The organism is Enterobacter sp. DC4, from assembly GCF_000568095.1.
Taxonomy (GTDB): Bacteria; Pseudomonadota; Gammaproteobacteria; order Enterobacterales; family Enterobacteriaceae; genus Enterobacter; species Enterobacter pseudoroggenkampii.
This window is the reverse complement of record NZ_AZUB01000009.1, coordinates 46,775-66,738: the sequence shown is the minus strand read 5'-3', so window position 1 is coordinate 66,738 and position 19,964 is coordinate 46,775. Positions and strand designations below refer to the sequence as shown.

18 protein-coding genes are annotated in these 19,964 nt (G+C 56.4%); 5 read left to right on the top strand and 13 right to left on the bottom strand.

What is annotated here, in order from left to right; all coding sequences use genetic code 11:
* Window positions 1-27: 27 nt before the first annotated feature.
* A complete protein-coding gene (aldB, locus tag P349_RS03820; RefSeq protein ID WP_032650767.1) occupies window positions 28-1,566 on the top strand; it encodes an aldehyde dehydrogenase AldB in 1,539 nt (512 codons plus the stop codon).
* Here aldB and P349_RS03825 read toward each other — a convergent pair.
* On the bottom strand, window positions 1,563-2,528 hold the full coding sequence (locus tag P349_RS03825) for a LysR family transcriptional regulator (RefSeq protein WP_071995331.1): 966 nt from the start codon (window positions 2,526-2,528) through the stop codon (window positions 1,563-1,565). The genes aldB and P349_RS03825 overlap by 4 nt on opposite strands.
* A 117-nt stretch (window positions 2,529-2,645) precedes the next feature.
* On the opposite strand from P349_RS03825, the gene P349_RS03830 reads away from it, so the two are divergent.
* Window positions 2,646-3,386 (top strand): MipA/OmpV family protein, encoded by a 741-nt coding sequence (locus tag P349_RS03830; RefSeq protein ID WP_032650771.1) that lies wholly within the window; start codon window positions 2,646-2,648, stop codon window positions 3,384-3,386.
* Between the two features lie 69 nt (window positions 3,387-3,455).
* Here P349_RS03830 and P349_RS03835 read toward each other — a convergent pair whose 3' ends face one another.
* Both P349_RS03835 and P349_RS03840 read right to left on the bottom strand, forming a co-directional pair.
* Window positions 3,456-5,405, bottom strand: a complete 1,950-nt coding sequence (locus P349_RS03835) for a glycoside hydrolase family 127 protein (protein ID WP_032650773.1) — start codon at window positions 5,403-5,405, stop codon at window positions 3,456-3,458.
* A gap of 10 nt (window positions 5,406-5,415) precedes the next feature.
* Entirely contained in the window at window positions 5,416-6,816 is a 1,401-nt protein-coding gene (locus tag P349_RS03840) for an MFS transporter (protein WP_032650775.1), read from the bottom strand.
* A 225-nt stretch (window positions 6,817-7,041) separates the two neighbouring features.
* On the opposite strand from P349_RS03840, the gene P349_RS03845 reads away from it, so the two are divergent.
* Window positions 7,042-7,851, top strand: a complete 810-nt coding sequence (locus P349_RS03845) for an AraC family transcriptional regulator (RefSeq protein WP_032650777.1) — start codon at window positions 7,042-7,044, stop codon at window positions 7,849-7,851.
* Here P349_RS03845 and araD read toward each other — a convergent pair whose 3' ends face one another.
* From araD to yiaK, 8 genes are all read right to left on the bottom strand, one after another.
* A complete protein-coding gene (gene araD, locus P349_RS03850) occupies window positions 7,852-8,547 on the bottom strand; it encodes an L-ribulose-5-phosphate 4-epimerase (RefSeq protein ID WP_032650779.1) in 696 nt (231 codons plus the stop codon).
* Window positions 8,541-9,401 (bottom strand): L-ribulose-5-phosphate 3-epimerase, encoded by an 861-nt coding sequence (locus P349_RS03855; RefSeq protein WP_032650781.1) that lies wholly within the window; start codon window positions 9,399-9,401, stop codon window positions 8,541-8,543. Before P349_RS03855 ends, araD begins: the two co-directional genes overlap by 7 nt.
* A 2-nt stretch (window positions 9,402-9,403) precedes the next feature.
* Window positions 9,404-10,057, bottom strand: coding sequence for a 3-keto-L-gulonate-6-phosphate decarboxylase UlaD (ulaD, locus tag P349_RS03860; protein WP_032650782.1), 654 nt, complete (start codon window positions 10,055-10,057; stop codon window positions 9,404-9,406).
* Window positions 10,054-11,559 (bottom strand): FGGY-family carbohydrate kinase, encoded by a 1,506-nt coding sequence (locus P349_RS03865; protein ID WP_032650813.1) that lies wholly within the window; start codon window positions 11,557-11,559, stop codon window positions 10,054-10,056. The genes ulaD and P349_RS03865 overlap by 4 nt, the downstream gene beginning before the upstream one ends.
* Before the next feature lie 95 nt (window positions 11,560-11,654).
* The gene (locus P349_RS03870; protein WP_024909052.1) at window positions 11,655-12,974 is read right to left on the bottom strand and encodes an MFS transporter; all 1,320 of its coding nucleotides are present in this window, start codon (window positions 12,972-12,974) and stop codon (window positions 11,655-11,657) included.
* 43 nt (window positions 12,975-13,017) lie between these two features.
* Window positions 13,018-13,944 (bottom strand): DUF4862 family protein, encoded by a 927-nt coding sequence (locus P349_RS03875; RefSeq protein WP_032650783.1) that lies wholly within the window; start codon window positions 13,942-13,944, stop codon window positions 13,018-13,020.
* Between the two features lie 26 nt (window positions 13,945-13,970).
* Window positions 13,971-14,438 carry a YhcH/YjgK/YiaL family protein gene (locus tag P349_RS03880; RefSeq protein WP_032650784.1) on the bottom strand — a complete coding sequence of 156 codons (468 nt, stop codon included), beginning with the start codon at window positions 14,436-14,438 and terminating at the stop codon, window positions 13,971-13,973.
* A 10-nt stretch (window positions 14,439-14,448) separates the two neighbouring features.
* Window positions 14,449-15,447 carry a 3-dehydro-L-gulonate 2-dehydrogenase gene (gene yiaK, locus P349_RS03885; protein WP_032650785.1) on the bottom strand — a complete coding sequence of 333 codons (999 nt, stop codon included), beginning with the start codon at window positions 15,445-15,447 and terminating at the stop codon, window positions 14,449-14,451.
* A 224-nt stretch (window positions 15,448-15,671) separates the two neighbouring features.
* Between yiaK and yiaJ the strand changes: the two genes are divergently transcribed.
* Window positions 15,672-16,490, top strand: coding sequence for an IclR family transcriptional regulator YiaJ (yiaJ, locus tag P349_RS03890; protein WP_021242452.1), 819 nt, complete (start codon window positions 15,672-15,674; stop codon window positions 16,488-16,490).
* Between the two features lie 3 nt (window positions 16,491-16,493).
* Window positions 16,494-16,949: a 4Fe-4S dicluster domain-containing protein gene (locus P349_RS03895; RefSeq protein WP_032650786.1), complete on the top strand. Its 456-nt coding sequence runs from the start codon at window positions 16,494-16,496 to the stop codon at window positions 16,947-16,949.
* Here the strand turns inward: P349_RS03895 and P349_RS03900 are convergent.
* Entirely contained in the window at window positions 16,933-18,651 is a 1,719-nt protein-coding gene (locus P349_RS03900) for a ShlB/FhaC/HecB family hemolysin secretion/activation protein (RefSeq protein WP_032650787.1), read from the bottom strand. The genes P349_RS03895 and P349_RS03900 overlap by 17 nt on opposite strands.
* 90 nt (window positions 18,652-18,741) lie before the next feature.
* Window positions 18,742-19,956 carry a collagen-like triple helix repeat-containing protein gene (locus tag P349_RS25025; RefSeq protein WP_071995330.1) on the bottom strand — a complete coding sequence of 405 codons (1,215 nt, stop codon included), beginning with the start codon at window positions 19,954-19,956 and terminating at the stop codon, window positions 18,742-18,744.
* Window positions 19,957-19,964: the final 8 nt, after the last annotated feature.

Genomic DNA, 19,964 nt, shown 5'->3' with positions numbered 1-19,964 from the left:
TTGTACACCAACAGCAAGGAGACGGTCATGACAAACAATCCTCCCTCATCGCGTATCCAGCCCGGCGAGTATGGTTTTCCCCTCAAGCTGAAGCCCCGTTATGACAACTTTATTGGCGGCGACTGGGTCGCTCCCGTCGACGGCGAATACTATTCCAACCTGACCCCGGTTACCGGCCAGCCGCTGTGCGAGATTGCCAGCTCCGGTAAGCGTGATATCGACCTGGCGCTGGATGCGGCGCACAAAGCGAAAGAGAAATGGGCTCATACCTCCGTTCAGGACCGCGCGGCCATTTTGTTCAAAATCGCCGACCGGATGGAGCTGAATCTTGAGCTGCTGGCGACGGCGGAAACCTGGGATAACGGCAAGCCTATCCGGGAAACTATGGCGGCTGACGTGCCGCTGGCCATCGACCACTTCCGCTATTTTGCCTCCTGTATTCGCGCTCAGGAGGGTGGAATAAGCGAGGTAGACAGCGACACCGTGGCGTATCACTTCCACGAGCCGCTGGGCGTCGTCGGGCAAATTATTCCGTGGAACTTCCCGCTACTGATGGCGAGCTGGAAAATGGCGCCCGCACTGGCGGCCGGGAACTGTATTGTGCTGAAACCGGCGCGTCTGACGCCGCTCTCGGTGCTGCTGCTGATGGAAATCGTTGGCGATCTTCTGCCGCCGGGCGTGATTAACGTGGTCAACGGTGCTGGCGGTGAGATAGGGGAATATCTGGCGACCTCGAAACGGATCGCTAAAGTGGCGTTTACCGGGTCGACGGAAGTGGGCCAGCAGATCATGCAGTATGCTACGCAAAACATCATTCCGGTGACCCTGGAGCTGGGCGGGAAATCCCCGAACATCTTCTTCGCGGACGTGATGGAGGAAGAGGATGCCTTCTTCGATAAAGCCCTGGAAGGGTTTGCGCTGTTTGCGTTTAACCAGGGCGAAGTCTGCACCTGCCCAAGCCGCGCGCTGGTGCAGGAGTCCATCTATGAGCGCTTTATGGAGCGGGCCATTCGCCGCGTTGAGTCTATCCGCAGCGGTAATCCGCTCGATAACGTCACGCAGATGGGCGCGCAGGTCTCGCACGGACAGCTGGAGACTATCCTCAACTATATCGACATCGGCAAGAAAGAAGGGGCGGATATTCTGACCGGCGGACGCCGTAAAGTGCTGGGAGGAGATCTGCAGGAAGGGTATTACCTTGAGCCAACGATCCTGTTCGGTCAGAACAACATGCGCGTCTTCCAGGAGGAAATTTTCGGACCGGTGCTGGCCGTGACCACCTTTAAAACGATGGAGGAGGCGCTGGAGATTGCCAACGACACGCCGTATGGCCTGGGGGCAGGCGTCTGGAGCCGCAACGGTAATCTGGCCTATAAAATGGGCCGCGGCATTCAGGCCGGGCGCGTCTGGACCAACTGCTACCACGCCTATCCGGCGCACGCGGCCTTTGGCGGTTATAAGCAGTCGGGCATCGGGCGTGAAACCCACAAGATGATGCTGGAGCATTACCAGCAGACGAAATGTTTGCTGGTCAGCTACTCCGATAAACCGCTGGGGCTGTTCTAATCGCCCAGCTCAGGCCGTCCATGGGCGGCCTGAGCAATTTGCTGGCGCAGGCAGTTCAGAATGCCGTCCAGGACGTATTGCACACGCCAGGGCTGGTATTCACGTTTGCGGAAGATGGCTGTCAGATCGAGCCACCACTCCTCCTGATGCGGGAAGCAGGGGACCAGCATCCCCTGCGTTAATTCTTTCTTCAGACTCTCTTTGGGTGCAAAAACAATCCCAAGATTATTTCTTGCCAGCTCCAGGGCCGTCTGCGTATTGTCGCAAATATAATTACCGGTCACCCGGTAGTCGTGCACGTTATCACTGCCGTGCACGCGGAAACGCCAGATGTTCGCATCATCGACCAGCATGGAATCAATAAGAATGCAGGAGTGATTAATTAAATCTTCAGGTCCCGTTAAGGGATGTTTATTTAAATACTCTACGGTTGCGAATGCCGTAACGGAATATTTTGTCAACACGCTGGCGACCAGACTTTCGTCTTTCGGTTGCGCATAGGTAATTAAAATATCGCAGTCATCAGGAAAGGAAACGCCTTCTGAAAATTCATTCCGGTCCAGATTGTAGGTTTTCAGGGAGATGCGAATGTCACCGATGTCTTCTATCTGATGGATCACGTGGCGCGCGAGATAGGTCACGATACCTGTGGGGGCATAGATTGTGACCTTTCCGCGCTTTTCATGCTTATAATCAGCAATGAAATTAACGAGTTGACTGTTCTTATCCAGCGTGGCATTAACGTAAGGGAGTAACGCTTCACCAAACTGGGTCAGGGCCAGCTGGCGCGTGGTGCGCTCAAACACCTTCAGTCCAACCCGCGTTTCAAAATCAGACAGATATTTACTGACGTTGGCCTGCGCCATGCCCAGCAGGGCCGCGGCATCACCAATGCTGTGGGTGGCTGCGATGACGGATATAATTTTTAATTCGCGTGGCTTTAGCTGTAATTTATTCATCATGCGCACCCATCTATATGATTTTATATATAATATTATATAAACCGCAGCGTTGCATTGGCAAATTTGTAACCATTATTATGCGCCTCGCTTGTTTGGCATTTTAATGGATTACATGTAATGACTATTAAATACAATTTACTCATCGCTGCCACGTTATTTGCAACATCCTCAGCAATGGCCGGTGACTTTTCACTTGGAGCGGGGGCTGTATTTAATGAGTCTCCTTACAAAGGCTATAATGAAAATACTACCGCAGTACCGTTAATTAGCTATGAAGGCGATCGTTTCTATGTTCGTCAGACCACTGGCGGATGGATCCTGTGGAAAGACGCAAAAAATGAATTCAGTCTGACCGCGTCGTGGATGCCACTGCATTTCGATCCTGATGACAACGACGACCATCAGATGAAACAGCTTGATGAGCGTAAAGCGTCTGCCTTCCTCGGTGGCGCGTACTACCGCCATGAGAGCTGGGGTTCGCTAAAAGTGGCGGTCTCTGGTGATGCCATGGATGAAAGCGGTGGCGTGATCGGCGAGGTATCTTACTTCCGTCCAATCAGGATGGAGCGCCTGACCCTGACGCCTTCTGTTGGTGTGTTCTACAGCGACGAAAGCTATAACGACTACTACTATGGCGTATCCGGCAGCGAGTCTCGCCGCTCAGGACTGGATCAATACACCGCTGGTGACAGCTGGGCGCCATACGTTGGCCTGGCGGCTAAATATCAGTTAACCCAGAAGCTGTACCTCAACGCCAGCGCGGTCTACACCGTGTTGCCTGACGACGTGAAGAACAGCCCGATGATCGACCGCGACGACAGCTTCGCGCTGATGACCGGCCTGACCTGGCGTTTCTGATGCGGTAAAGCCTGTTTACTCCCTCTCCCGTGGGAGAGGGTTGGGGTGAGGGCAACAGGCCGCAAATATTCAGCCTTCATCCACCCAGATCCTCATTTCCCCTTCTCCCCGGTTAGCCCAGCTAAACCAGGGAATAAAGGTCAGCGTCTGGGGCTGACGTTGTACCGGCGAGCGATCGTACTGCCACAGCGCATCCGTGTCTTTCACGTGACACCCAATCCCCTCTGCCTGTATTAGCATCTTGTGCGCGAAAATCCCTTTCCCTTCAAAGACCCTGAACTCGCTGTTTTCAGGCAGAGAAAGGTGATGCAGATTGGCGCCGTTATCGGCCTCTTCCAGGCAATAAACCAGAGGTCCGCGCTGTAGGGCGACTTTCCCCGCCTGCTGGCGGACCTGTGGGTTGCCATACACACGGCGAACCGGCATAGGTAACGTTAGCGTAATGACGTCACCCTCCTGCCAGCTGCGGGTGAGATAAAGGTATCCACGGGAGATCTCGCCCGTTACCGCTTCTCCATTTAATAAAACGTCAGGCGCGGCACACCAGTCTGGCAGCCTCAGGGCTAGCGTATGCGTGACGGGAACAGGCGAGGTAATGTCGATTTTTACCTGTTCATGCCACGGATAGTTACCGCTAATTCGCAGCGCCAGGGTTTCGTCGCCAACCGGTATGGCGACATCGTTGCCCACGTAAAGGTTAATAAAAAGCGCATCCTGGCGAACGGTATAAATGTAGTGCCCCAGCGACGTCAGCACGCGGGCGATATTCGGCGGGCAGCAGGCGCAGCCAAACCAGCGCTGGCGGACGGGTTTCACGTGATCGTAGATATGGTTGAACGCCAGGGTTTTCGGATGGACTTCCAGCGGGTTCACATAGAAGAAATGTTTTCCGTCCAGCGCCATTCCGCCCAGTACCGTGTTGTATAGCGCACGCTCCATCACGTCGGCGTAGTGGCCGTCGGCCTCCATTTCCAGCATCCGGCGGGCAAACATCATCAGGCCGATGGAGGCACAGCTTTCGGCGTACACCGTATCGTTGGGCAGATCGTAATCGCTGCTGAATGCCTCGCCGCTGCTTTGCGACCCAATCCCGCCGGTAATATACAGCTGGCGCTGCGCCATATTTTTCCACAGCCGCAGACAGTCCTGCCGTTTACCCTCGTCATGGCTCAGGCGCGCCAGATGCGCCATGCCCGCCATCAGATAGACAAAACGCACCGCGTGTCCAGTGGCCGTTTGTTGTTCCGAAAGCGGCTGATGCGCCTGGCTGTAGGCTTTGTCTTTGACCATCCAGGCCGGGCCATAGGTATTCCAGTACGACGTTCTGCCGCGCTTCTCGTATTCGAGATCGTAGAAGTGAGGCTGAACGCCGCGTTGCTCGATGAAATATTTCACCAGAGTGAGATAGCGAGGCTCCTGCGTGATGTCGTAAAGCCGCATCAGCGCCAGCTCGATTTCCGGATGGCCCGGATAACCGTGTAGCTGGTTCTCGCCGGGGCCAAACACGCCGTCGATATGGTCTGCCAGCCTGCACACCACCTCCAGCAGACGGCGTTTTCCGGTGCCCTGAAAATACGCTACGCCCGCTTCTATCATATGTCCGGCACAGTACAGCTCGTGACACTCGGCCAGATTCGTCCAGCGTTCGCCCGGCGCCTTTACCGTGAAGTACGTATTGAGATAACCGTCTTCACACTGCGCCGCTGCAACCAACTCAATCACCTCGTCGGCGGTTTTTTCCAGTTCAGCATCCGGTTTCTGGCACAGCGACCACGCCACGGCTTCCAGCCATTTCGCCACGTCGCTGTCCTGAAATACCATGCCGTAGAATGCACCCTGCTCCAGACCCGCCGCAATGCGGAAGTTGGTGATGGCGTGGCTGGGTTCGGCTTCCGTCACGCGGTCGTTTAGCGCATCCCACTGGTAGGGGATCACCACCTCACGTACCAGACGTTGATACTGCCCGAGAAACGGGTCGTTAATTTTCAGTTTATGCAGATCGGCTTCCATTATGGACATCGTGTTCTCCTCAGGAGGGTACGTGACGCTGGCGCAGGTCGGTAGCAATGCGCGACATCATAGGGTTGTTGAGTCTGCACCAGCGGATAGAGACGGCCAGCAGCAGATGGAAAAGGGCGGGGAGCAGCGTCTCCATGGCGGTGATGCCCTGCAGCGAAGCAGGCGTCTGGTTGCCCGCACCGGGCTGGTAGGCCACGGCGATAAACACCAGGCTGATGATCCCGGCGCTGGAGGCCCACGCGAGCTTGATGAAAAACAGGTTGAAGGCGAAGTTCATGCCCGACGAACGCACCCCGGTTTTCCACTCGCCATAGTCGTCGGCAAAGGCCATCAGCGAGAAGTGCAGCGGCAGGGTAAATCCGAGAATGACGCCGTTGCTTAAAACGACGATTAGCCACAGCGTCTGGTGCGCCGGGCCGCCAGGCAGGAACCACATACCCACTGCAAGCGCGGCGAGCACCAGGTTGGTGTAGTAGTAGAGTTTGACGGTATCAATACGGCGCGACAGCGGGCTGACGATGACCGCCCCCAGAATGGCGGCAAAAGTCACCATGGTGAAAAACAGCGAGGTATAGGCGGTGCTGCCCTGCAGCACGTATGTGATGAAGTACATATACCCGCCGCCGCGAATGTTGAAAACGTTGATCAGCAGGAACGACATCACCAGCATCAGCAGCAGCTGATCGTTTTTACGCAGACCGGCCAGATGCTCGCGCAGGGTGAATTTACCCATCAGCGCCAGCGGGACGCGCTCGCGTACCCAGAAGAAGCAGCTCAGGAACATCACCACGGCGATGGCGCACAGGACGCCGACGCCAAGCTGATAACCTTTCGCGGCATCTCCCTGGCCCAACTCCGCGACCAGCCACGGCAGGCCCACGGAGACCAAAAAGCCCGCCACGCCGCACAGCACGAAGCGCCAGGACTGGCAGGAGATCACCTCGTTGTGGCGAGTGGTCATGGTGTTAATCAGCGCACAGTAGGGAACGTTGATGGCGGTATAGCCGACGGACAACAGCAGATAGGTCCCGAATGCCCAGGCGATTTTCACGCCCATGCTGGCTTCCGGAACGGTGAAGGTCAGCACGCCGATAATGCCGATCGGGAAGGCGACCCACAGCTGCCACGGACGAAAGCGACCCCATCGGCTTTGCGTGCGGTCGGCAATAATGCCCATTACCGGATCGGAAATGGCGTCAAATACACGTAGGGCAATAAACAGCGTGCCAACAAGCGCAGGGGTCAGGCCAAAGACATCAGTATAGAAAAAGGTCAGAAAATTCATGATCAGGCAGGTAATCACCGTCCCGCCCGCGTCGCCCAGGCCGTAGCCAATTTTTTCGCGCACGGACAAGCGGCCCTCTGTTGCCCCTTGTGTCACGTCTGATTCTGTAATCGGTGTGGAAGTCATGAAGTAACTCCTCGGTAATCGAATTTATTATCGTATTTGTGCAAGGTACGCATTTATTCTGCACCGAACGGAAAGGCCAACAAGGGAAGGGAAAAGTATAAAAAGATGACGATTCCGACCTGATGATAAAAATGTGATTCCGATCGGACAGTTATTCGAATATTGATTAATAATCAAAGCGTAAGTTGAATATCAACGGCAATAAAAGCGGAATGGTGAATATCCATGCTTGAATTATCCATAGCGCTTCCGATTAAGGTCCAAAATGGCGGGTTATTTATCTCCCGGGGCGTAGGCCGCCACCCTGCGCGAAAATTAACGTCGTGGGAGATTATTTTTGTCGAAAAAGGGACATTAACGATTCAGGAAGAAAACACGTTATTTGAGGTAAAAGCAGGAGAGAGTTTGCTGCTTTGGCCAGACCGTCGCCATGTGGGCGTGGGCGACTTTCCGGCCGATCTTAAATTTTACTGGCTGCATTTTGAGGTTGAGCATCATCCGCACCGGTTGCCCAATCTGGCAATCGAACAACACTGCCGCGTGAGGGATGCACAGTATGTAATTTCTCTTTTTCGCCAGTTCCTGAGCGAGCAGGAGAAATTACAGCGAAGCGTGGCGCTGGAAATCATTTTATTACTGATTTTGCAGCAAATTTCTATTTCATCAGGCTATGAAGATAACGCAGATGAAGCCGGTGCGGCAATGGCGTGGAAGGCGAAACAGCTTATTCGCACGCAGTTTCATTTACCGCTTTCTACCTCGCAGCTGGCAAAAGCGTTGCACTGCAATGCCGATTATCTCGGACGTGTGTTTCGCCGGACGTTCCATTTAACCCTGACGGAGGCGATACATCGCCAGCGCGTCAGGGCGGCGGAAAAGCTGTTGCTGGATGGTTCTGCCTCGCTTACCGAAGTGGCAACCCGCTGCGGCTTTAATGACGTGGGCTATTTTCGGCAGATCTTTTCGAAGCACACCGGGCTAACACCCGCCGTCTGGAAACGGCGGTACTGTAAAGAGCATATCAATTCCGGATGATCACTGCCCGTAATAGGCATTCACCCCGTGCTTGCGCAGATAATGCTTGTCGAGCAACTCCTGCTGCATAACCGGAAGCTGTGGCGCGAGCTGGCGAGAGAACAGGCCCATATAGGCGCACTCTTCCAGCACGACGGCATTGTGGACCGCATCGGCAGCGTCTTTACCCCAGGCAAACGGGCCGTGGGAGTGGACCAGCACCGCCGGGACCTGCATCGGGCTGAGATCGCGCTCCTCGAAGGTTTTAATGATCACTTCACCCGTCTGGTATTCGTATTCTCCGGCAATCTCTGCCGCGGTCATCAGGCGCGTGCAGGGGATCGCCCCGTAGAAATAGTCCGCGTGCGTTGTGCCCCAGGCGGGTAAATCCTGTCCTGCCTGGGACCAGATAGTGGCATGTCGCGAATGAGTATGCACGATGCCGCCAATCTCCGGGTAACGGCGGTACAGCGCAAGATGGGTGGGCGTGTCTGAAGAGGGTTTTTTATTTCCCTCGACCACTTCGCCGGTAGCGATATTCACCACCACCATATCCTCCGCCGTCATCACGTCGTATTCCACGCCGGAGGGCTTAATCACCATCATGCCGCTTTCACGGTCAATCGCGCTGACGTTGCCCCAGGTGAACGTCACCAGCTGGTGGGCGGGCAGCGCCAGGTTTGCTGCCAGTACCTCGGCTTTGAGTTGTTCTAGCATGTCATGCCTCCTTCCTGCATACGGGCTTCAATCCAGCGGCGCGCCTGGATAATCTCCAGCACCGGCTCTTTTGCTTTTTCGGTCCACATTTCAATCAGAAACGCGCCGCGATAGTTCAGTTGATTCAGCGTGTTAAAGACGCCAACGAAATCGACGCAGCCTTCGCCAAACGGCACGTCGCGGAACTTTCCGGGGCTTTGCGCGGTGACGGGCTGGGTGTCTTTCAGGTGAATAGCCGCAATGCGGTCAATGCCCAGCGTCAGCTCGGCGGTGACGTCGTTGCCCCACGCGCTCAGGTTGCCAACGTCCGGATAAACGCTGAACCACGGTGAGGCGAGCATGTCGTCCCACTTTTTCCATTTGCTGATGGAGTTCATAAACGCGGTATCCATGATTTCCACCGCCAGCATCACCTGCGCGGCGGCGGCCTGCTCTACCGCCCACGCCAGCCCGTCGGCAAAGCGCTGCTGCGTGCCTTCGTCGTGCTCTTCGTAGTACACGTCATAACCCGCAAGCTGGATGGTGCGAATGCCTAAGTCACGCGCCAGCCTGATGGCCTTGGTCATGATCTCACGGGCGCGTTCGCGCACGGTTTCATCGCGGCTACCAAACGGGAAGCGACGGTGGGCAGACAAGCACATGGACGGGATAGACACCCCGGTTTCCAGCATCGCTTCAACCAGAGAGGCACGCTGCGTGGTGCTCCAGTCGAGGCGCGATAATCGCTCGTCGGTTTCATCGACAGACATCTCGACAAAATCGAACCCGCAGCTTTTCGCCAGTACCAGCCGCTCGGGCCAGGAGAGATCTTTTGGCAGCGCTTTTTCGTAAATTCCTAACGGATGCTGACGCATGGTTACGCTCCCCAAATGTCGCGAATGTGCGAATGAAATGCCTGCGCCACCTGCGGCGGATTGACGGCGCCTGCCAGCGCGCGCCCGGCAATAAAGGCTTTAACGTTGATCTGCTTAAACAGCGGCAGGTCGGCGGGGGTGATACCGCCGGTAATCGAAAGTTGTAAACCGATGTCGGAGAGCGCTTTCATTTTCGCGAGATCCGCTTCACCCCACTGCTGACCGCTCGCCTGTGCGTCGCGCCCGCGGTGATAGATTGCCTGCTTCACGCCGACGCGATGCCACGCGCGCGCATCGTCCAGCGTCCAGTTGCCAAAGAGCTCCATCTGGATTTCACCGCCGCGGCGCAGGGCCACCTCGTGGCCTCGTTCAACAGTTGCCAGCGGGGCGGCGCAGATGATGGTCATCCAGTTCGCACCCGCGCCAAACGCCTGCTCTGCCAGCGTTTCTCCGGCGTCGGCCACTTTCCAGTCCGCAACGATGATTTTATCCGGGCACTGCTGACGCAGGGCGCGCACGGCGTTCAGTCCTTCGGTCAGGCACAAAATGGTGCCCGCTTCGACGATATCGACGTGATCGGCAAGCGTCGCGGCATCACGCTGCGCGGCCTGAAGAGAGGTATGGTCGAGCGCCAGCTGCAGTAATGGTCGGCTCATAGGTTGTTCTCCTTGACTCGGGCGTGATAGCCCTGTAGTGCTGAAATCAGTAGCTGATAGCGGTGATACTTGCGCTGATAGGCCGCATGGGCGCGCATGTCGGGCTCGATGACCCGGATGTCATGTTTGAGTGCGCGCTGCGCTGAGTGGAAGTCGGTGAACACACCGGTACCCACCATCGCCGCCAGCGCCGCGCCAGAACACCCTGTCTCTTCCACCTGCGGCAGCTCAATCGCCAGCCCGCTGACGTCCGCGAGCATTTGCATCCACACGTCCGAATGGGTTGGGCCACCCGTCACGCGCAGCGCCTGCACCTGAGTAAAGCGCTCAAGCATGCGGTTGAGGTGGGTCATGTGGCAGAACACCACGCCCTCATAAACCGCCTGTAGCAGGTGCGCGCGGGTGTGTAGCGCCTGCATCCCGTAGAAGCCGCTGGTCATCTCCAGCCCGGCGTTGCTGCCGTAGAGGAACGGCAGGAAGTACACATCGCTTTCGGCTTTCGGCAGGCTGGCGACGGCGTGGTTGATCTCGCTAAACGACATGTCGCCCCACTGTGCGGTGAGCCACTCAAGGTTGCCGGACGAGGTGGGGCTGGCTTCGTGAACGATATACTGCTGCGGGTGCACGTAGCGGCCATAGACGTACGGGAAGGGTTCGTTGTCGCGAAGCGCACTGGCGATCCCGCTGGTGACGGCCCAGGTGCCCAGCACGGCGTTCAGCGTGTGCTCGTCCTGCAGTCCGGCGCAGAGCGCGGTGGAAACCACATCAAACAGTCCACCCACGACGGGCGTGCCCGCCGCGAGACCGGTAAGGGCGGCTGCCTGAGCGGTGATTTCCCCGCAGATTTCTGCTGAACCGACAATCGGCGGCAGGGCGCCGTCAATCTCGCTGATACCGAGCCAGCGCGTAAGCTGTGGGTCGTATTTCCCGGTATTCATGTTGTAGAGATTGGACTCGGAGATGTTGCTCTCTTCACAGCCCTTCACGCCGGTCAGGCACCAGCGCAGATAGTCGTGCGCCATCATTACGCTACCAATCTGCTGATAGCGCTGCGGCTCATTCTCTTTGACCCAGCGCAGAAGCGAGGCCGGGTGCCCGGTCCACAGCGTCTGGCGCGTATGCGGGTAGAGTTTTTCGGGAATGCCATCCTGCTGCCAGCGCTGCACAATCTCCAGCGCACGGCGATCGGAGGAGAGTATGGCGTTACCCAGCGGTTGGTCCTGTTTATCGAGCAGAAACAGTCCCTTGCCTTGAGCAGAAATGCCGACGCCTTTAATCTGGTTGCCGTTTACGCCTGAATGTTTGAGCAACGCGGTGACGGTTGCATGGCAGTGCTGCCACAACTCATGCATATCCCGCTCGGCGTAGCCCGCTCGCGGGCTGAGCGTGGCAACGGAGCGACGTTCGATACAGACTTCCTTGCCCTGGCTGTTGTATAAACCGGCTTTCAGATAAGTACCGCCACAATCGATACCCAGCCAGAAGGGCTCTTTTTCACTCATCTTCATCTCACTTATTCGCCGGGCGACGCTTCGCTTACCCGGCCTACGGTTCGGTTTTCTCCCTCTCCCTGTGGGAGAGGGCTGGGGTGAGGGCATCAGGCCGCACGTTTATGCGGAGTCACCGTGGGATTAGGCTCTGCGCCGGCATCGCATTTCGCCGGTAACAGCAGAGCCAGCAGCGACGCCAGGGCGAGTGAAACGGCCAGGCAGTAGACGCCCGCATCTTTGCTGTACAGGGTGATAAGCACCCCAACCGCATACGGGCCACAGAAGCCACCGAGGTTGCCCAGGGCGTTGATCACGCCTCGCGCGCCGCCCGCCATCTCTGCGCTGAACAGTCGCGCCGGAATGGTCCAGAACACGCCCGCGGCGGATTGCAGGAAGAACCCGCAGCCCACCAGTGCGGCATAGGCCAGCCAGGTACTCTCTTTCAGCGCCACGGAGAGGAACATGCAGAGCGCGAAGCCAATCAACGGCAGGGAGACAAACAGCTTGCGCTTGCCGGTGCGGTCAGAGAGCGTGGAGAACAGGAACATGCCCGCAATGGCCCCGATGTAAGGCAGGATGGCGAGCATGCCCACCTGACCGATGCTGGTGTGCGTCAGCTCTTTCAGGATGGTCGGCAGCCAGAGCGTGTAGCCATAAATCCCGGTCTGATAGAAGAAGTTCAGGGCGATCAGTTGCCACATGGTTTTGTCGGACAGCACTGCGCCGAGCGACGCGTTTTTCACCTCTTTGCCAGCGATGGCCTGCTGCTCCGCCGCCAGCGTTTGCACCAGATAGTTTTTCTCCGCCTCTGAAATCCAGCGGGCTTCCTGCGGCCGGTCGTACACGGTGAACGCCCACAGCACCAGCACAACGACGGACATTAAACCTTCAATGATGAACAGCCAGCGCCAGTCGAGCGCGGTGATGATCCAGCCCGACAGCGGGGCGGTGATGATCCCGGCGATGGGCACGAACATGATCACAATCGCGTTGGCGCGACCGCGCTCGGCGTCCGGGAACCAGTTGCTGATCATGGTGAGCACAACGGGTAGCATCCCGCCTTCCGCCACGCCGAGTAAGAAGCGCAGCACCAGCAGCTGGTACTGATTCGTCACGAGACCCGTGAGCACCGAGATCACCGCCCAGGCGACCAGCGACCAGCCGATAAATTTCTTGCCGCTACCGTGCACCGCAATCTTGCCGCCGGGTACCTGCAGGAACAGATAGCCGATAAAGAATATACCGCCCGCGAGGCCTGCCATGGTGGCGGTAATACCTAATTCTTCGTCCATACCTCCCGGCATTGCAAACGCGATATTCACGCGGTCCATATATGAAATAATACAGGCGATAAGAATAGGAGGAATGATTCTTAGCCAGCGCTGGCGCGGAATGTCCGCATGTAGAGCATGAGTAGAAATATTCATAGTTAATCTCTCAGTAGGTAACCGGAATAAACTTTTCTTATTGTTATTGCGTTGCTTTATTCATTGCGCTAATACCGTCGCGTAAAATGGCGATGCGATGGCTGACATCAGCATTAGCATTTATTTCCAGTAATTTAATACCGGAGAATTTCAACGTTGCGGCGCTCGCCGCAGTAAAGAGTGATTTTGCGTGTTCAGTTGTCATCAAACTGTCGGCACAGAATGAGGAAAACGGCGCGTGCAGATCCTGCCATTCTCCGTACTCCCCGTGGGTGGTCGTGCCCGAAAACATCAATGCACCCAGTTTCCCGGCATTGAGCGCGGCCTGAACATGATCAAGCGGAAGGGTGGTGTTACGGCCTTCGATGGCCGAACGCGCCCAGTTGATGCAGACGCTGATATCCGTCTCTTTCACCACCTCTAGCACCTGCGCTAAGGGCAGGAAGCCTTTACGTGGTGCGGGGCCAGTCATGGCATCGCAGTGTTCCAGCACCAGATCGCAGTCCCAGTCCCAGCTCGCGATTTCCCGGATCGAGCGTGAAAACGCCTCGGTTGCCTGCTCGACGGAAGCATTACCCGCCTGCGGGGCTGCCTGCATCTCCAGGGCAATGACTTTCCCGGGAAAACGGGCGTGAACGGCAGCAATCTTCTGATGCAGATGGCGGTAAAATTCGACGCTGGCTTTACGCTGATCTTCATCGGCGGAGGCCAGGCCAAACGCACCGTTTGTGCCGCGGCGGCGCATGGTTTCCATCACGGCGGTCACCACGATTTGCCATTCACCCGGCGTATGGCTGAACAGCCATTCATCCCCATAAGGATGGAGATGCTCAAGGCAGGGTTGTTCCAGCCCGCGAATGTTGGGTGTGTCGGAAAGTTCCCGCCAGAAGGTTTGTTCTTCTTGTTCTCCTTTCTGGTGAAACGAGGGTGCGCAGGGGTACGCACCAATAATAAAACTGGTGTTGGACATTTTGCGTTCCTGTATTTATCAGTAAATTAATCTAATTCGCTGACGGCCACTTTCACCACAATTTTACGAATTGCGGCTTCCTTGTTCTTAATACAGGCAGGACGATGCACATCCTGCGGGAAAAATATGGCATAGCTGCCGGGTGTCATTTCGATAAAGGATTCATTTTCGCTGCCGTGATAAAAAATAATATCCCGCTGTTCCAGCAATGATTCGCTTATTTCGTTATTACCGGTATCAATGGCAATACCGATTTTTTCTTCACCCCATGCTAAAAACTGAATATCCAGATAGCGGCGGTGCACTTCCGGGCGGTTCTCGTGCTGTTCCCGGGTGGTGAGATCCAGCACCTGGGCAAAGATGTTGCGTCCCTCAATTTCAACCACACCCGGCTTTAGCATGCTGAAATCCGTGGTACGCAGAAAATCTAACGCTTTTTCAATCGCCCGCGGCAGGCGGCACGGATTTGGCTGAGAAATATGTCCGAATATCATGGCCCACTCCTTACAGAGACTGGATTTTCGCCCACACGCTGTCGTCGATGGTGATGCCGTCGCGGCGGTTCTCTTCCAGCAGGCGCGTGAATTCATGCCCCGGAAGGCGGACGGCAACGTTTTCATCTGACCGCTGCGCGGTGGTGATGAAGTCCATAATGCGCTGCAGTTTGGCATCGCGGGTTGGGCCGTCGATCAGGCGATCCACCTCAATGGCGATAAAGATCTGCGACACGCCATACTCGTCGCTGTTGTCCTGGGTCACTTCCGCGACGGAAGATCCGTTGGAGAGCAGGGTGGCGATCATGTCGAGCACGATGGATAAGCCGGACCCTTTCCAGTAGCCCATCGGCAGAATACGGCGGTTTTTCTCGATCACGCCCGGCTCTCGGGTGAGGTTACCTTCGTCGTCAAAGCCACCGTCGACCGGCAGCTCGCGCCCGGCCAGGCGATTCACCTCCAGCATGCCGTAGGAGAACATTGACATCGACATGTCGACCATGGTGATCGGGTTAGAGGGAATAGCCACGATCAGCGGGTTGGTGCCGATACAGCACTCTTTTGATCCCCACGCGGGCATCACGGCAATCGAGTTGGTCCAGCAAATGCCGATATAGCCCTTCTCCGCCGCCTGCCAGCCGTAGCTGCCGCCGCGCATCCAGTGGTTCGCGTTACGCAGTGCCACCAGACCAATGCCGTGATCGGACGCCAGCTCGGTGGCGCGATCCATCATCTTTTTCGCCGTCAGGTTGCCAATGGAGCGCTGGGCATCCCACTGTTCGATGGCGCCTAATGTCATCACCCGTTTGGGCTGGGCGTCGGGAATGATATCGCCTGCATCAAGCTGCTGAATAAAGCGCGGGAAGCGGTTCACACCATGCGAATAGACGCCGGACTCCGTGGTGCGAGCGAACATGTCGGCGCAGGCGTCTGCGGTTTCCGCTTTCACGCCGCGATCGAGCAGAACCCGATTAAACGCCGCTTTCAACTTTTCGAAGGTCACTTTCATCCCTGTTCTCCTGTTCTTTTAAGGGCAAGTGCGAGTGCTTTTTTATCGCTAAATTTCACTATGCGAAATCTGATTTCAAATATAGCGATCAAATTTTGTCAGATCAACGACATTCATGTTTTTCAAAATCGATTAAAATCAACTGGTTGTGTTTTTTCTGTTGAGATCGTGAACTGACCCACACTTTGCGCTACCATCAGGACGCGCTAAACAGGAGCCATGTAATGAGCATGAAAGAGAGCGAAATGACGCAAGAGAAAGAGAGGCCAGCAGGCAGCCAGAGCTTGTTTCGCGGCCTGATGCTGATTGAGATCCTCAGCAACTATCCGAACGGGTGTCCACTTGCGCATTTATCGGAACTGGCGGGGCTGAATAAGAGCACCGTGCACCGCTTGCTGCAGGGGCTACAGTCGTGCGGGTACGTGACCCCGGCACCCGCAGCGGGCAGCTATCGTCTGACCACCAAATTTATCGCCGTCGGGCAAAAGGCGCTGTCGTCGCTGAATATCATTCACGTGGCCGCTCCGCACCTCGAAGCGCTGAACATTGCCACCGGCGAGACGGTGAATTTCTCCAGCCGGGAAGACGACCACGCGATCCTGATTTACAAGCTCGAACCGACAACCGGTATGCTGCGCACGCGCGCCTATATCGGCCAGCATATGCCGCTCTACTGCTCCGCAATGGGCAAGATCTACATGGCGTTTGGCCATCAGGATTACGTGGCGAGCTACTGGGAAAGCCATCAGGAACAGATCCAACCTTTGACGCGCAACACCATCACTGAGCTGAGCGCGATGTATGATGAGCTGGCGGAAATTCGCGATCGCAGCATGGCGATGGACAAAGAAGAGAACGAGCTGGGCGTTTCCTGTATTGCCGTGCCGGTGTTTGATATCCACGGCCGTGTCCCGTATGCGATCTCTATCTCGCTGTCGACGTCGCGCATGAAGCAGGTGGGTGAGAAGAACTTGCTCAAGCCGCTGCGCGAAACGGCAGAGGCTATCTCAAAAGAGCTGGGTTTTAACGTGCGCGAGGCGTAACAGATGAACCGATTTATCATGGCGGATGCGGAAAAATGCATCGGGTGCCGCACCTGTGAAGTGGCCTGCGCGGTCGCGCATCAGGACGACTTCACCGCACAGGCTTTCACCTCCCGCCTTCGGGTGGTGAAAGGGGACGCCTGCACTACGGCGGTGGGGTGTCATCAGTGCGAGGACGCGCCCTGTGCTAACGTCTGCCCAACCCATGCCATCCGCCGTACGGCGGGCGCCTGGCTTGTTGATCAGACGCGCTGTATTGGCTGCAAAAGCTGTATGGTCGCCTGTCCGTTCGGGGCGATGCAGGTACGGCTGGTGGGAAACAGGGCACAAGCCCTGAAATGCGATTTATGTCTGCATCGCGAAGGCGGACCGGCCTGCGTGGAGGCCTGTCCAACCCACGCGCTGCGCTGCGTTGACCCTGTCAGTATTCGGGCTGAAAGGCTTACTGCATTTTATTGAAATTCCACGTGAACGTCAGACTGTAGCGCCAGTCTCTGTTGCGACTGTCTGTCGGAACATCCCCGACGGGTTTTGCCGCCTCCACCGTGACGCTATAGTGGCGCGTATCGCCTATCATCACCCCTGTCGCCACTGACCCGAGCCGTTGATGAGGCAAACCGGAGGTGTTAAACCAGGTTTGCGCGGTATCGGCCAGGATGTAGGGCTGGATTGTGGCAAGCCAGGTGCTCTCTTTTCGCATCTGGATATAGCGCAGTTCTACCTGCCCGCCATAGCCGTAATCACCGCTTGCCTCACTGTCCTGGTATCCACGGCCAAAGCGCTGGGCACCGAAGCTAACGCGTTCGGGCTCTGGCAAGGTGTTATTTGACCAGTCTCCCTCCCAGGATGTTGATAGCCGCCATTTGTCGGCAAACAGCCAGGCTGCGTCCAGATAGCTTTTCGTGAGCGTAAAATTCATATCGGGTTTAGGGGCTGAGACGATATCGGCACCCATCGCATCAATACCCTGACGGACGTTGAGTCGGCCGCTGATGCTGGCGGTTGTGAATTGATGTGCACCATTAATGCCCACTTCCAGCGCAGGATAACGCGCGTGTTGGTTGACGGAGTCCAGACGATAGGTTTTGCCCTGCAGTCTGGCCTGCAGGGCATAATCATCCTGGCGGTCGGTGTAATCAAAACCGCCGGTCAGATTGATTTGTGATTTTTGCGTCAGCAGCAGAGGATAGCCAAACGTCACGCCCCCGTTGTATTGCGTTGTTTTTTGCTTCGAATCGACGTTGATATTGTTCGGCAAAGAAAGCAGGGGAGAAAAATCTCGCGGATCTTCACGGTAATAGCTGCCTTTTAGCTGCATGGTCAGCCCTTCATCGTTTAAAAACTGCTGCCAGTTGAGACCGACATAGTTTTTTCGCGTGTTGCTATCTAACGGTACAAGCGTGGCCACACCAAGCTGATCGCCATAGCTTGTCATGTTGCTGAGCGTGCCGTTCAGCATCATTAAATCTTGCCCTTTACGGGTATCGATGGTGGAGGCGATATTCCAGCTCCGCTCCTGATTACCGGTAATCTGCATCGCCGCCGCGCCATAGATATTGGTTGGCAGCTGCGCGTTAGCCGTGACCGGAACGTTCGGGGTACGTGTCATCAGCTGGCTATAGCGATCGAACGTATCCTGAGACAGCGGTTTTTCCGCCATGATTTTTTCTGACAATCGTTTAAGACGTTCGGCGACGTGAGGGTTATTACTGGTGATGTCGCTGTGAGCGACATACCCTTCAACCAGAACAATTTTAATATTGCCCTGCTGGAAATTATTATCGGGCAGCCAGGCATAGGAGAGCGGAAAACCGTCGGCCTTATAGCGCGCCGTAATATCATTTACCAGCCCCGTAAGCGTTTTTAGCGGCACGGTTTTTCCGGCGTACGGCCTGAAGGGCTGAAGTAATTCCTGCAAGGGATAACGCGTGCCGCCAATAAACTGAATGTGATGAATGGTAATGGGCGTTTCAGGCGTCAGCGTTGACTGCGGTTTTTCTATTTTGACTTTCGGCTGTGGGACGGCCTCAGTTTGTTCTGGGGCAACGTTACGCGAAACTTGCGCCGGGTTATCAGGGTTAATAATAGAGGGCAGTGTATCGGCGCGGGCCATGCTCAGCACAACCAGCCCCGTCAGCGAAAAAAGGAAGTGGTGTTTCATCGCGCTATCCCTGTTCGTCATCCCCGGTTGGGGTAAGTGTCGCTGTATAAAGCGCCCCTGAACCAGGGGCGCAGAATGACAATAAGCAGGTTACTGTTTTGGCGTCAGCAGACCGCTGGTTAACGTGTTGAGACCGTTGACCGGGTTAGTTGTCGACGTGTTTTGACTTGATGTTGTTGCTGCGTTGGCCGTAACGCCCGCAGTCAGGGTATTGAGGGTCGTATTGACCGTTGCACCCAGATTGTTGTTCGTGGCCGCCACGTTTGCATTAGCTGTGAGAGCGCCTGATCCTCCTCCGGTCGTCGAGGTGGCGGGTTTAACCAGCGTGCCGCTATCCGTCACCGTCTGGCCGACGTTCTGGACGACCTGACCCGCGCCGTTAAGCCCGCTATTACTGTTGCTGACGTTGGCCCCCACGCCGCTCACGGTGTTACCCACCTGAGTCAGCAGACCGTTGACCGGTGTGCCGAGACCCGTCGTGGTGCCCACGCTTTGCGTCACGCCCTGTACTCCGCCCAGCGTCTTATTAGCCACGGTCGTGGTATCGGTTGTTACCTGAGTGACCGCAGGGCTGCTTACCGTGTTGGTGAGACCCGTGCCGGTGTTACTGACCAGTTGCCCGGTACTGTTGACCACGCTGCCCGTCAGGCCGGTTACGCCGCTGACCGGTGTTCCGGAAGTGGAACTCGCAAGGCCCGTGCCTACCGTTGAGACGGTATTGCCAAGGGAGGTGACCGACGTGGTCACGCCTTTAACGGTTGTACCCACACCGTTCGCGTTGTTTGGATCGCCAACGCCAGTCGTGACGCCTGTCCCCACGGTGGACACGGCACTGCCAACACCGCTGACGGTTGTTGAAACGGTTGACGTGACGGGATTATTTGTCGGAAGCTGGCTTCCAAGACCATCCACCGTAGAGCCGACGCTGGTTACTGTTTTACCGGCATCACCCAGTATGGTATTTGCGCCTGCGGTAGTGGTTCCGCCACCGCCCGTGTTGCCTGTTCCGGTTCCTCCGCTGCCATTGCCTCCTGAGCCCGATCCTGAACCAGAACCCGTTCCGCCGCCAGCGCCTGTCCCGGTACCTGAACCCGTCCCGGTACCCGAGCCGTTGCTGCCCGAACCGCCATTGCTCGCGGTCGAGCCACTTCCATCACCTGAGCCGCTGCTGCTTCCCGTCGCAGGGTTATTTTTGGCCGTTGAGTGATGAGAGCCGCCACCGCTTCCACTACAGGCAGAAAGAGAGAACGCGAGCAGTACCGCAACAGCAATAGCGCTGATGCGACTAACATTATTAGGTAGCATATGAATAC